At 69.0% G+C, this 12,743-nt stretch carries 12 protein-coding genes; all 12 read left to right on the top strand.

The window, feature by feature from the left end:
• Nucleotides 1–22: 22 nt before the first annotated feature.
• The 12 genes from ACI8U3_RS02805 (at nucleotide 23) to ybeY (ending at nucleotide 12,691) form a co-directional block, all read left to right on the top strand.
• Nucleotides 23–856 carry an outer membrane protein gene (locus ACI8U3_RS02805; RefSeq protein ID WP_415013345.1) on the top strand — a complete coding sequence of 278 codons (834 nt, stop codon included), beginning with the start codon at nucleotides 23–25 and terminating at the stop codon, nucleotides 854–856.
• Nucleotides 857–1,040: 184 nt separating this feature from the next.
• The gene (locus ACI8U3_RS02800) at nucleotides 1,041–5,972 is read left to right on the top strand and encodes an NAD-glutamate dehydrogenase (protein ID WP_415013344.1); all 4,932 of its coding nucleotides are present in this window, start codon (nucleotides 1,041–1,043) and stop codon (nucleotides 5,970–5,972) included.
• Between the two features lie 18 nt (nucleotides 5,973–5,990).
• On the top strand, nucleotides 5,991–6,458 hold the full coding sequence (locus tag ACI8U3_RS02795) for a universal stress protein (protein ID WP_415013343.1): 468 nt from the start codon (nucleotides 5,991–5,993) through the stop codon (nucleotides 6,456–6,458).
• A gap of 46 nt (nucleotides 6,459–6,504) precedes the next feature.
• The gene (locus ACI8U3_RS02790; protein WP_415013342.1) at nucleotides 6,505–7,071 is read left to right on the top strand and encodes a NifU family protein; all 567 of its coding nucleotides are present in this window, start codon (nucleotides 6,505–6,507) and stop codon (nucleotides 7,069–7,071) included.
• 34 nt (nucleotides 7,072–7,105) lie between these two features.
• Nucleotides 7,106–7,717 (top strand): helix-turn-helix domain-containing protein, encoded by a 612-nt coding sequence (locus tag ACI8U3_RS02785; RefSeq protein ID WP_415013341.1) that lies wholly within the window; start codon nucleotides 7,106–7,108, stop codon nucleotides 7,715–7,717.
• 66 nt (nucleotides 7,718–7,783) lie between these two features.
• Complete coding sequence (locus ACI8U3_RS02780) at nucleotides 7,784–8,161, top strand: helix-turn-helix domain-containing protein (RefSeq protein WP_415013340.1); 378 nt, start codon at nucleotides 7,784–7,786, stop codon at nucleotides 8,159–8,161.
• A 22-nt stretch (nucleotides 8,162–8,183) separates the two neighbouring features.
• A complete protein-coding gene (gene tsaB / locus ACI8U3_RS02775) occupies nucleotides 8,184–8,828 on the top strand; it encodes a tRNA (adenosine(37)-N6)-threonylcarbamoyltransferase complex dimerization subunit type 1 TsaB (protein WP_415013339.1) in 645 nt (214 codons plus the stop codon).
• Nucleotides 8,825–9,235 carry a GNAT family N-acetyltransferase gene (locus ACI8U3_RS02770; RefSeq protein ID WP_415013338.1) on the top strand — a complete coding sequence of 137 codons (411 nt, stop codon included), beginning with the start codon at nucleotides 8,825–8,827 and terminating at the stop codon, nucleotides 9,233–9,235. Before tsaB ends, ACI8U3_RS02770 begins: the two co-directional genes overlap by 4 nt.
• A 40-nt stretch (nucleotides 9,236–9,275) precedes the next feature.
• Nucleotides 9,276–9,746 (top strand): Fur family transcriptional regulator, encoded by a 471-nt coding sequence (locus ACI8U3_RS02765; RefSeq protein WP_409749400.1) that lies wholly within the window; start codon nucleotides 9,276–9,278, stop codon nucleotides 9,744–9,746.
• Nucleotides 9,747–9,795: 49 nt separating this feature from the next.
• Nucleotides 9,796–11,286, top strand: a complete 1,491-nt coding sequence (gene miaB, locus ACI8U3_RS02760; RefSeq protein WP_415013337.1) for a tRNA (N6-isopentenyl adenosine(37)-C2)-methylthiotransferase MiaB — start codon at nucleotides 9,796–9,798, stop codon at nucleotides 11,284–11,286.
• Nucleotides 11,286–12,251: a PhoH family protein gene (locus ACI8U3_RS02755; protein ID WP_415013336.1), complete on the top strand. Its 966-nt coding sequence runs from the start codon at nucleotides 11,286–11,288 to the stop codon at nucleotides 12,249–12,251. Before miaB ends, ACI8U3_RS02755 begins: the two co-directional genes overlap by 1 nt.
• Nucleotides 12,248–12,691: an rRNA maturation RNase YbeY gene (ybeY, locus tag ACI8U3_RS02750; RefSeq protein WP_415013335.1), complete on the top strand. Its 444-nt coding sequence runs from the start codon at nucleotides 12,248–12,250 to the stop codon at nucleotides 12,689–12,691. The genes ACI8U3_RS02755 and ybeY overlap by 4 nt, the downstream gene beginning before the upstream one ends.
• Nucleotides 12,692–12,743 lie beyond the last annotated feature (52 nt).

The raw sequence follows: 12,743 nt of genomic DNA, 5'->3' as shown, positions 1-12,743 counted from the left end.
CAATGAAGGATCAGTCTCACTCATGAAAACCCTGATGATGATCGGCGCGTCCGCCGCCGCCCTCGCCCTGCCCGCCGTCAGCGCAATCGCCCAAGAGGCCCCGCGCGACTGGAGCGGCGCCTATGTGGGCGGCTCGTTCGACTATTCGGTCAATGACCACGATCAGGACGAGACCCTGACGTTCGACACCGACCTGGACGGCGAGTACAGCGACCGTGTGCCCACGGCGACGGGCGGCAACGCCTTCGCGCCCGGCTACTGCGTCAACGCCGGCAATGGGCCGACGCCCGCCGACGGATGCGACAAGGACGGCGAAGGCGCCGGATTCGGCGTGCGCGGCGGCTATGACTGGCAGTTCGGCAACTGGGTCGTGGGCGTGGTCGGCGAGGCCAGCCGCGTCAATGTGGAGGACAGCGTCACAGGCTTCAGCACCACGCCGACCCTGTACACCATGACCCGCACCCTGGACTGGACGGCCGCGGCCCGCCTGCGCGCCGGCTACGCCATGGGCGACACCCTGCCCTACGTCACCGGCGGCGCGGCTTACGGCAAGATCGAGAACAGCTTCTTCACCGGCAACGGCGCCAACACCTTCACGGTGCAGGAAGACGATGAGGACGCCTCGGGCTGGCAGCTGGGCGGCGGCGTGGAGCACCGCGTCACCGACAATCTGAGCGTCGGCGCGGAGTATCTGTACACCTCCCTGGACGCGGGCGACCATGTGGTCCGCGCGCGCGGACCGGCTCCGGCGGGCAATCCGTTCCTGATCACCAATCCGGACGGGACGGACATCGGCCGCACCGCCGATGAGTTCAACACCCACACCTTCCGCCTGACGGCCGCCTACCGGTTCTAGGAAGGTTGGATACATAAAGGGGGCCGGGCGTCGTACGACGCCCGGCCCTTCTCTTTGGGCCTTTCGCCCGAAGCGCGGCTGGACTAGCTAGCGCGAGACGGTTGATCGGGCGCACGAGACGGCTAGGGTCAGCCTCAATATCAGAACAAAGCGGCCGTCGGGCCGCGGCTCGGACGGAAACATCATGCGCGGCGAAAACCGGACCCCGGCGAAGGATTCCAAGGCGGGGGCGGACGAACCGATCACCCTTGAGGTGCTGAGCCGGCGCTTCATGAAGGCGCTGGACGCCAAGGGCGCGCCCGACGCCCTCCAGACGGCGTTCCTGCGCCAGGCCTTCGAGGATTACGAGGCGGACGAGACGCCCGAAGTGGGGCCGGACGATCTGGCCTGCGTGCTGGCGGCCTTCTGGCTGCTGGGCGACAAGCGCAAGACCGGCGAGGCGCCCCTCATCGACATTGCGCCCATGCTGGACTGCCAGGGCGAGGCCATCGGCTATGACGCCATCCAGGTGATCCAGGACGACGCGCCGTTCCTGGTGGACAGCGTCATGGGCGACCTGGCCGCAGCCGGCGTGTCGGTGCGCGCCATGTTCCACCCCCTGATCGAGGTGGGACGTGACAAGGCGGGCGCCCGCGTCGCCGCCGAGAGCCGCGAGTCCATGATTCTGGTCATGGTCGACACCCTGCCGCCCGAGCGGCGCACCGCCGTAGCCGCCAGCCTGGCGGAAACCCTGGCCGACGTGCGCGCGGCCGTGTCGGATCACGGGCGCATGGCCGCCCTGATGCAGCGCTGTCTGGACGACCTGGACCGTCACTCGCCCGAGATGGACGCCGAGGCGCTGGAAGAGAACATCGCCTTCCTGAAATGGCTGAACAACGACCATTTCGTCTTCCTGGGCGCCCGCGAATACGAGTTTCCGCGCACCAAGGACGGCGCCTATGAGGCCGAGGCGCCCCTGTCCCAGTCCGGCGAGGGGCTGGGCGTGCTGCGTGATCCGGAGCGCCGGGTCCTGCGCCGGGCCAGCGAGCCGGCCGTGCTGACCAAACAGATGAAGCGCCAGCTGAATCTGGGCGAGCCGGTCAGCGTGGCCAAGGCCAATCTGCGCAGCCGCGTCCATCGCCGCGCCTATATGGATTACGTGGGCGTCAAGCGATACGGCGCCGATAGCAAGGCGGCGGGCGAGACCCGCTTCGTGGGCCTGTTCACCGCCGAGGCCTATGACAAGGCCGCGTCCGAGGTGCCGCTGATCCGGCGCAAGGTTAAGAACGCCCTGGAGCGGGCCGGCAAGGCGCCGGGCAGCCACAACCACAAGCGCCTGAAGAACGTGCTGGAGAACTATCCCCGGGACGAGCTTTTCCAGATGAGCGAGGACGAGCTGCTGGAAATCGCCCTGGGCGTCCTGCACCTGATGGACCGACCCCGCGTCAAGATCTTCACCCGCAAGGATCCGTTCGACCGCTTCGTCTCTGTGCTGACCTATGTGCCGCGCGAACGCTATGACGCCAGCGTGCGCGAGCGCATCGGCCGCATTTTGGCGGCGGCCTGGGGCGGACGGCTGTCGGCCTGGTATCCCCAACTGAGCGACGCGCCGCTGGTGCGCATCCACTACATCATCGGCGTCGAACCGGGCGACCATCTGGAACCCGACGTGGCGGACGTGGAGTCCATGGTGGTGGACACCAGCCGCAGCTGGGCCGACCGCTTCGAGAGCGCCGCGCGCCGCGCCGGCGTGGCCGACGCCCAGATCGGGGCCCTGACGTCCAAGTGGTCCGACGCCTTCAGCCCCGGTTATCGCGACCGCTATGACGCGACCGAAGCGGTGACGGACCTGTTCGAGTTCGACGTCCTGGGCGAGGAGGGCGCGGGCGCGCCGGTGGCGGTGCGCGCGTTCCGCAGTCCCGAGGACACGCCCCTGCAGTTCCGGTTCAAACTGTACCGGCGCGGCGACCCGGCGCCTCTTTCCGACGTCTTGCCCATTCTGGCGGACATGGGGCTGAAGACCATCGAGGAACACGGCTTCTCGCTGAAGCCCGCCGGCGACACCCCGGTGCACGTGCATGAATTCCTGCTGGAAGACCCGCGCGGACAGGATCTGCATTTCAGCGACGTGAAGGGCCCGTTCGAGGAGGCCTTCTCGGCGGTGTGGACCGGCCGCACCGAAAGCGACGGCTTCAACCGGCTGGTCATCGAACTGGGCGTTCACTGGCGAGAGGCGGCCCTGATCCGCACTCTGGCGCGCTACCGCCAGCAGACCGGACTGGACCCCAGCCAGTCCGTGCAGGAAGAGGCCCTGCGTGAACATCCGGTGGTGGCGCGCGCCCTGCTGTCCCTGTTCCACGCCAAGTTCGACCCTGCGGTGGGCGGCGAGGCGGACAAGCGCGAGGCGGCGGTCAAGGAACTGGCCGACAAGATCGACCGGGCGCTGCAGGACGTGGCCAGTCTGGATCACGACCGGGCGCTGCGGCGGATGTCCCTGCTGATCCAGGCCATCAAGCGCACCAACTATTACCAGACCGGCGAAAACGGCGAGCCCAAGCCCTACATCTCCATCAAGATCGCCTCGCGCGAGCTGGCGGATGTGCCGGCGCCCAAGCCCTACCGCGAGATCTTCGTCTGGGCGCCCCATGTGGAAGGGGCGCACCTGCGCTTCGGGCCGGTGGCGCGGGGCGGCCTGCGCTGGTCGGATCGGCGCGACGATTTCCGCACCGAGGTGCTGGGTCTGGTCAAGGCGCAGCAGGTCAAGAACGCCGTCATCGTGCCGGTGGGCTCCAAGGGCGGATTCTACCCGAAACAACTGCCGCGCGGGGGAAGCCGGGACGAGATCCAGGCCGAGGCGATCCGGGCCTACAAGACCTTCCTGTCGGGCCTGCTGGACCTGACCGACAACATCATCGCCTCGGGCGCGGTGGTGCGCCCGCCCGCCGTGGTCGCCTGGGAGGAGGACGACCCCTATCTGGTGGTGGCCGCCGACAAGGGCACGGCCACCTTCTCGGACATCGCCAACGGCATCTCGGCGGACTACGGCTTCTGGCTGGGCGACGCCTTCGCCTCGGGCGGCTCGGCCGGCTACGACCACAAGGAAATGGGCATCACCGCGCGCGGCGCGTGGGAGGCGGTCAAGCGCCACTTCCGCGAGATGGGCAAGGACATCCAGTCCGAACCCTTCACCGTGGTGGGCGTGGGCGACATGTCCGGGGACGTGTTCGGCAACGGCATGCTGCTGTCGAAGCAGACCCGTCTGGTGGCCGCCTTCGATCACCGGGACATCTTCATCGACCCCGATCCGGACCCGGCGACCTCGTTCAAGGAGCGCAAGCGCCTGTTCGAACTGCCGCGCTCGTCCTGGCAGGACTATGACGCCGCGAAGATTTCAAAGGGCGGCGGCGTGTTCTCGCGCTCGGCCAAGTCCATAAAGCTGACGCCCGAGATCAAGGCGGCGCTGGAGATCGAGGCGGACGAGGTGGACCCCTTCACCCTGATGAAGGCCATCATCACCGCCCCGGCGGAGCTGCTCTATTTCGGCGGCATCGGCACCTATGTGAAGGCCGCGCACGAAAGCGACCTGCAGGTGGGCGACAAGGCCAATGACGCCATCCGCGTCAACGGTGTGGATCTGCGGGCCAAGGTGGTCGGCGAGGGCGCCAATCTGGGCCTGACCCAGGCCGGGCGCATTGGCTTCGCCCGCAACGGGGGCCGCATCAACACCGACGCCATCGACAATTCGGCGGGCGTGGATTCCTCGGACCACGAGGTGAACATCAAGATCCTGACCGGCTCGGCCATCGTGGGGGGCAAGCTGAAGGACAAGGACCGCAACGCCCTTCTGGCCTCCATGACCGAGGACGTGGCGCGCAAGGTGCTGGTGCACAACTACGACCAGACCCTGGCCATCAGCCTGCAGGAGCGCAACGCCCCCGCCGAACTGGAGGCCCAGATCCGGTTCATGAACAGGCTGGAGTCGCTCGGCAAGCTGGACCGGGTGGTCGAGGGCCTGCCGGGGGATTCCCGCCTGAGCGAGATGCAGGCGTCGGGCGTCGGCCTGAGCCGGCCCGAACTGGCGGTGATCACGGCCTATTCCAAGCTTGAGCTGGCCGAGGACATCGTGGCCTCCAAGGCGCCGGAGGACCCCTTCTTCGAGCGAGTACTGGAGGGCTATTTCCCCGAGGCTCTGGGCAAGTTCGACAAGGCCATGAACACGCACCGGCTGCGCCGGGAGATCGTGGCCACGGTGCTGTGCAACGACATCGTCAACATTTGCGGCCCCACCTTCCCCGAACGGCTGCGGGTCAGCGCCGAATGCGACACCACCGCCCTGGTGATCGGGTTCGAAGCGGCCCGGCGCATCTTCCGTCTGGACGAGGCGTGGGATGCGGTGTCGGCCCTGGACGGCAAGATCGACGCCGAGGCCCAGATGCGGCTGTACGAGGAGATCGCCGTGGTGTTGCGCCGCCAGACCTTCTGGCTGGCGCGGCGGGTGGCCCGTCAGGACATGGGCGGGGTGAACGAGCTGATAAAGGCTTACCGCCAGACGTCGGACGACCTGCGCGACGCGGGCGGTTCGGTGCTGTCACGGTTCGAACAGGCCCGGCTGAAGGACCGCAAGGACGCCTTCGCCGAGGCGGGCGCGCCGCGCGAACTGGCCAAGACCATCGCCATGCTGCGGCCCATGGTGGCGGCCAGCGACATCGCCGATCTGGCGCGGGAAGTGAAATGGCCGGCGCCGGCCATGGCGCGCCTGTATCACCAGGTGGGCGCCGCCTTCGATCTGGACCGGCTGCGGGCCGCAGCCGGCTCGCTGTCCTCGGCCGATCATTATGAGCGGCTGGCGGTGCGGCGGATCGTGGAGGACTTCATGGCCGAACAGGTGATCATCACCCGCGCGGTGGCCAAGGGCGAAAAGGCCGCCGTGGGCGAGAGCGAAAAGACCGCCGAAGCCGCCGTGGACGCCTGGGTCGGCGACCGTCTGGGCATCGCCGAGGGCGTGCGCCGGGCCGTGGACGAGATCGAGCAGTCGTCCCATGGCTGGAGCTTCGCCAAGCTGACCATCGCCAATGTGGCGGTGCGCGACTTCGCGGCGGCGGCGGCGCAGTCCATGGCCTCGCGCCGTTCGGCCTGATCGCGGAAAGGGAAACCCATGCCCCGCAAGTTCCTGGTGGTGGCGGACGATTCGCCGGAGTTCGACTCGGCCCTGAGGTTCGCCGCCCGGCGCGCCCGGTCCACCGGCGGGCGGGTCGTGCTGCTGCGCGCCATTCCGCCCTCGGCCTTCGAGCACTGGTCGGGGGTGCGCGAGGAGATCATGCGCCAGCAGCGGGAGGAGGCCGAGGCCCTGCTGAACCGTCTGGGGGAAAAGGCGTCCGAGCTGTCCGGCGCGGCGCCGGTGTTTCTGGTGGAGGAAGCCGAGACCCGCGACGCGATCCGCAAGGCGGTGGAAGAGGACGAGGAGATCAAGATCCTGGTGCTGGCCGCCGCCACGGGCGGGCGGGGGCCGGGGCCGCTGGTCTCGGCCATGGCCAAGGAGGGCGCGGGGGTCGGCGGCCGGCGTCTGCCCATCACGGTGGTGCCGGGCGATCTGAGCGACGAAGAGGTCGAGGACCTGGCCTGAGGTCGCCGACCTTGCGAAACGCGGTCCGGGCGCGCATCTGAGGTCCATGTTCATCCAGACCGAAGCCACGCCGAATCCCAACGTCGTCAAATTCCTTCCGGGCCGCGACGTGTCGCCGGACCGGGCGTTGGAGTTCCGCACCATCGACGAGGCGGAGGCCTCGCCCCTGGCCGAGGGCCTGTTCCAGCTGGAAGGCGTCGAGGGCGTCTTCTTCGGCCCGGACTATGTGGCGGTGACCCGGGCGACAGACGGCCCGGACTGGAGCGCCATGAAGGCGCCGGTTCTGACCGCCTTGATGGATCATTTCACCTCGGGCGCGCCGCTGACGCGGGGCGACGTGGCCAGCGCCGACAGCCACGCGGGCGGCGAGGGCGACAGCGAGGTCGTGACGGAGATCAAGGCCCTGCTGGACACCCGCATCCGCCCGGCGGTGGCCCAGGACGGCGGCGACATCCTGTTCGACCGGTTCGACGAGGCGGACGGGGTGCTGTGGCTGCGCATGCGCGGCGCCTGCGCCGGGTGCCCCTCGTCGGCCGCCACCCTCAAGGCGGGGGTGGAGAACATGATGCGCCACTATGTGCCCGAGGTGCAGCGGGTCGAACAGACCCTGTGAAACCGGATGGTCGCTCGTTTCAGGCGAGCGGCTGGTGCATTCTGTTTCCATGACGCGATTCCGCGATGATCCCGAAGCCGATGCGCTGGGCCAGGCCCTGGCCGCCCTGCGCAAGAGCCGGGGCCTGAGCCAGGCCGAGGCCGGCGCCCGCATGGGTGTGACCAGCCAGGCCTGGGGGCTGTACGAGGCCGGGCGCCGGCCCGGCATGTTCCGTCCCGATGTGCAGCGCCGCCTGACCGCCGCGCTGGACCTGACGCCGGAGGATCTGGCGCTGGAGATGGCGCGGGCCCCGGGCGCCGCATCCGTCCCCGTCGCCGAGCGCCTTGAGGAGGGCGGCCGAGCGTTCTCGCCCGGGGGGGCGCGGACGCCGGCCCGGCGAACCCTGCAACTGCGTGATGACGATCTGGCGCCCTGGGCGGTGTCGGGGGTGGTGCTGGTCTATGACCTGTCGGTCTGGCCCCGCCGGGATCAGGGCTGCGTCGTCGCGACCGACGACGGGCCGGTGATCGGCCTTTATCACCGGGGCGATCGCGACACGGTGGTGCTGCGCAATCCCGCCGGCGACAAGCGCGTGCTGGAGCGCAGCCGAATCGGCGACGTCGGGGCCGTGGTGGCCCGGCTGGAGGGTGTGGACTGGCCGCAATGAAACAAAATGGTTGTATTTCGGGCGGGATGATGAAACCTTGGGGCGTCGCCGCCGTCGGAGGTTTCCTTGCCGCGCCGCTCGCCCCATCCCTCGCCCGAGGCGGACCAACTGGACCGCGATCTGGGCGCGGCCATTCGCCGGTGCCGCACCGATCTGGGCCTGTCCCAACACGCGCTGGCCGCGCGGCTGTCGCTGAGCGGTCAGCAGCTTCAGAAATACGAGAGCGGGACCAACCGGGTATCGGCCTCGGCGCTGTACCGGATCGCCCGCGAGCTGGACCAGCCGGTCACAGCCTTCTTTCCGGCGCCCGGGAGACAGGACGGGCTGGAGATTCTGGAAACGCCGGAGGGGCGCGCCCTGTCGCGCGGGTTCGCGCGTATCCACGACATGGGACAGCGCCGGGCGCTGGGGGTGATCGTCGAGGGCTTGGCCCGCAGCGGATGACGCAACGCCTTTGGGTCGTCTCGTGAAGACCCTCATCATTGATACGGCGCTGGGCGCCTGCACCGCCGTGGCGGCAGACGGCGCGCGCGTGGTCGCCGCCGAAACCGAGGATATGGCGCGCGGGCATCAGGAGCGGCTGGGCGGCATGGTCCGCGCGGCCATGGCCAGGGCGGGATGGTCGTTCGAGGATCTGGACCGCATCGCGGTGACCACGGGGCCGGGGTCGTTCACAGGCCTGCGTGTCGGACTGGCGTTTGCGCAGGGTCTGGGACTGGCGCTGGACCGGCCGGTGACGGGCCTGTCCACGCTGGCCGCCCTGGCCCGGGACGCGCAGGCGGCGCCGGGCGACGCGGTCTGGGCCCTGATCGATGCGCGACGAGGGCAGGTCTATGGCCAGCGGTTCATGGATCACGGGCCGAAGGATGGCCCCGCCGCCCTGTCCATCGAGGATGCGGCGACGCGCATCGCCGGCGAGACGGGCGGCGTGACCCTCGTGGGTTCGGGGGCGGCGCTTGTGACGGCGGACGGCGCGTCCGTGATCGACCGCGCCGCGCCGTCGCCGGATGCCCTTGCGCGGCTGGCGGCGGATCAGCCGGAGGGCGAGGCGCGGCCGCTCTACCTGCGGGCGCCGGACGCCAAGCTGCCGGGCGGGCGTGACCCGTCGTGAGCGATCCAGCCGATCTGGCGTCGATCCACGCCTCGGCCTTCGATGCGCCCTGGGACGCGGCGGCGATCCGGGCGCTGCTGGACATGCCGGGCGCCGAGGTGGAGGCGGAGCCGGACGGATTTCTGCTGTGGCGGCGCGCTGCGGACGAGGCGGAGATCGTCACCCTGGCCGTGCGGCCCGGCGCCCGGCGGCGCGGGCTGGGCGGACAGTTGCTGGACCGGACCGTGAACCGGGCGCGGGATCAGAAGGTTGCGCGGCTGTTTCTGGAAGTGGCCCACGACAACGCCGCGGCCCTTGCGCTGTATGCTTCCAGAGGGTTTGAACAGGCGGGTCGGCGGCCTGCCTATTACGCCCGCCCGGACGGGACGAGGGCGGACGCACTGATACTGGCTCTCAACTTGTGCTGAGCGCTTTCCACACAGGCGACGGGTGACTATCTTGGCGACCATGGACCGGATCGAGAAACTCTGCGCCGAGCGCGGCATGCGCATGACCGAGCAACGGCGCGTCATCGCGCGGGTGCTGTCGGAAGCCGAAGACCATCCCGATGTGGAGGAGCTGTACCGCCGCGCCTCGGCCATCGATCCGCACATCTCCATCGCCACGGTGTACCGCACCGTGCGCCTGTTCGAAGAGGCGGGCGTGGTGGAGAAGCACGATTTCGGCGACGGGCGCAGCCGCTATGAAGAGGCCGGCGACGATCACCACGACCACCTGATAGACACCAAGTCCGGCGAGGTCATCGAGTTCTACGACGCCGAGATCGAGCGCCTGAAGACCGAGATCGCCGAGCGGCTGGGCTTCAAGCTGATCGGGCACAAGCTGGAGCTTTACGGCACGGCCATCGAGGGCGCATCGCCCACCAGCCGCGAAGGGCTGATCTTCACCCGGCACAACCGCCGCACCGAGGACGCCTGAATCCGCGCTTACGCTTGTGGGGGCCGTGCGAAATCCCCATAACCGCGCGATGATCGACGCCCAAGACAAGCCGACGTCCGAACGGGCCCAAAAGCGCCTGTTCATCAAGACCTACGGCTGCCAGATGAACGTCTATGACTCCGAGCGCATGGCCGATGTGCTGCGCCCGCTGGGCTATGCGCCGACGGACACGCCCGAGGACGCCGACTTCGTCATCCTGAACACCTGCCACATCCGCGAGAAGGCGGCCGAGAAGGTCTATTCCGAACTTGGCAAGTTGCGCATGCTCAAGGACGAGAAGGCCGCGGATGGCCGGGGCGCCATGACCATCGCGGTGGCCGGCTGCGTGGCCCAGGCCGAGGGCGAGGAGATCATGCGCCGCCAGCCCGCTGTGGATCTGGTGGTTGGACCCCAGGCCTATCACCAGCTGCCCGAGCTGCTGACCCGCACGGCGCGGGCGCGGGGCGAGCGCATCGGCGCCGACTTCGCCCCCAACGCCAAGTTCGACGCTCTGGCCAATGAGAAGATCGGCGCGCGGGGCGTGAAGGGTCCGACAGCGTTCCTGACCGTGCAGGAGGGCTGCGACAAGTTCTGCACCTTCTGCGTGGTGCCCTATACGCGCGGGGCCGAGTGGTCGCGGCCGGCCGCCGACATCCTGAGCGAGGCGCGGGAACTGGCGGCGCGGGGCGTGCGCGAGGTCACCCTGCTGGGCCAGAACGTCAACGCCTATGACGGCGCGGGGCCGGACGGCGCGGTCTGGACCCTGGCGCGGCTGGCTTACGGGTTGGCGGAGATCGAGGGGCTGGACCGCATCCGCTATACAACCAGCCACCCCAACGACATGGGCGACGACCTGATCGCGGCCCACGGCGAGCTGGACGCCCTGATGCCTTATCTGCACCTGCCGGTTCAGTCGGGATCGGACCGCATCCTGCGCCTGATGAATCGCAAGCACGGGCGTCAGAAGTATTTCGACCTGATCGACCGCATCCGCGAGGCCCGGCCGGACCTGGCTCTGTCGGGCGATTTCATCGTCGGCTTCCCCAGCGAGACCGATCGGGATTTCGAGGACACCCTGGATCTGGTGCGGCGCGTGAATTACGCCTCGGCCTTTTCGTTCATCTATTCGCCGCGCCCCGGCACCCCGGCGGCGACCATGGGCGCGCAGGTGGAGCCGAAATTGGCTTCTGAGAGGCTACAGGCGCTTCAGGCGCTGCTGTTTGAACAGCAGGTCGCCTTCAATCAGGCCCAGGCGGGCAAAGTCCTGCCGGTGCTGTTCGAGCGCAAGGGCCGCCATGGGCGTCAGGCCATCGGCCGCTCGCCCTATCTGCAGTCGGTCCATGTGGAGGACGCCGATCACCTGATGGGCCGCATCGTCCCCGTGCGCATCGAGCGCGGCCAGCAGAACAGCCTGACGGGGGCTTTGGCCGACGTCCCCCACCACGCCCTCAAGCAGGGAGACGCCGTGCCTTTTGCCGCAGAACTCCCAGCCAGCCCTCAAGCAGCGAGCGACCGCGTCGCGAGCGGTAGGGCCCAATAATGCCCCGCGAATCCGAGTTTCTTTCCCTGTCTGACGCGGCCCTGCGTTCGGTGATCGGGCCGGGCAGTCGTCACGTCGCCCTGATCGAGGACGCCTTCAAGGTGCTGGTGGAATCGCCCGGCGGCGGGGTGTCCATCAACGGCTCCGCCAAGGACCGGGCGGCGGCCAAGCGCGTGGTCGAGGTTCTGGCCAAGCGCGCGGACCTGGGCGCCGAGATCACCGAGGCGGACGTGCGCACGGCCCTGGGCGCCCAACGATCAGGCGGCAAGACGCCGGAGGGCGTGGCCCTGCCGGTGGGGCGACGCGGCGCCATCGCCCCCAAGACCCCGGCCCAGGCGCGATACCTTGAGGCCTTGGCCCGCTGCGAACTGACCTTCGGCGTCGGTCCGGCGGGCACAGGCAAGACCTTTCTGGCGGCGGCCTACGGCGCATCGCTGCTGCGGCGTGGGCAGGTGGACCGGCTGGTCATCACCCGCCCGGCGGTGGAGGCGGGCGAGAAGCTGGGCTTTCTGCCCGGCGACCTGAACGAGAAGGTGGACCCTTATCTGGCCCCCATCTGGGAGGCGCTGAACGAGATTCTCGGCGCCGACGACGTGCGGCGGCGGCGGGACAAGGGCGAGATCGAGGCCGCGCCCATCGCCTTCATGCGCGGCCGAACCCTGTCCCACGCCTTCATCATCGCCGACGAGGCCCAGAACCTGACCCGGCTTCAGATGAAGATGGTGCTGACTCGTCTGGGCGAGGGCGCGCGCATGGTGGTGACTGGCGACCCCAGCCAGGTGGATCTGGTCAACACCCGGGATTCCGGCCTGCCCCACGCCTTGCGTATCCTGGAAAAGGTCAAGGGCGTGGGGGTCATGCGTTTCGAGGCGGCCGACGTGGTGCGCCACGCCATGGTGGAGCGGATCGTGCGGGCCTATGACGCCGACGCGGCGGCCGCGCGGGGCGGCGACGCGACCCCATGATCGACATTGAGGTGGAGGCCGACGCCTGGTCCGCAGATCTGCCGGACGTGGAGGCGGTCGTGGCGCGCGCGGCGCAGCAGGCCGCCCCGCCCGGAGACGTGGTGATCCTGCTGACCGACGATGAGACGGTGCGGGACCTGAACGCCCGTTTCCGGGGCAAGGATCGGCCGACCAATGTGCTGTCGTTTCCCGCGCCCGAAAACGCCCGGCCCCACCTGGGGGACATCGTTCTGGCTTACGGCGTCTGTGCAGCAGAGGCGATGGCGCAGGGAAAACCGGCCGCCGATCATCTGAGCCATCTGGTGATTCACGGAATCCTGCACCTGATGGGGCATGACCATGAGGCGGACGACGAGGCCGAAGCCATGGAGGCGCATGAGCGCACGCTTCTTGCGGCGCTGGGGATTCCTGATCCGTATCTGTCCCGAAATGACACCTGAACCCGAAGCCGCCGATCCTGACCACGCCGAGCCTGAAACGGTTGGCGCGACC

Source organism: Brevundimonas sp., from assembly GCF_047617075.1.
In the GTDB taxonomy this organism is placed as follows: Bacteria; Pseudomonadota; Alphaproteobacteria; order Caulobacterales; family Caulobacteraceae; genus Brevundimonas.
The sequence above is the reverse complement of the archived record's forward strand: the minus strand, read 5'-3'. Positions and strand labels throughout refer to the sequence as shown.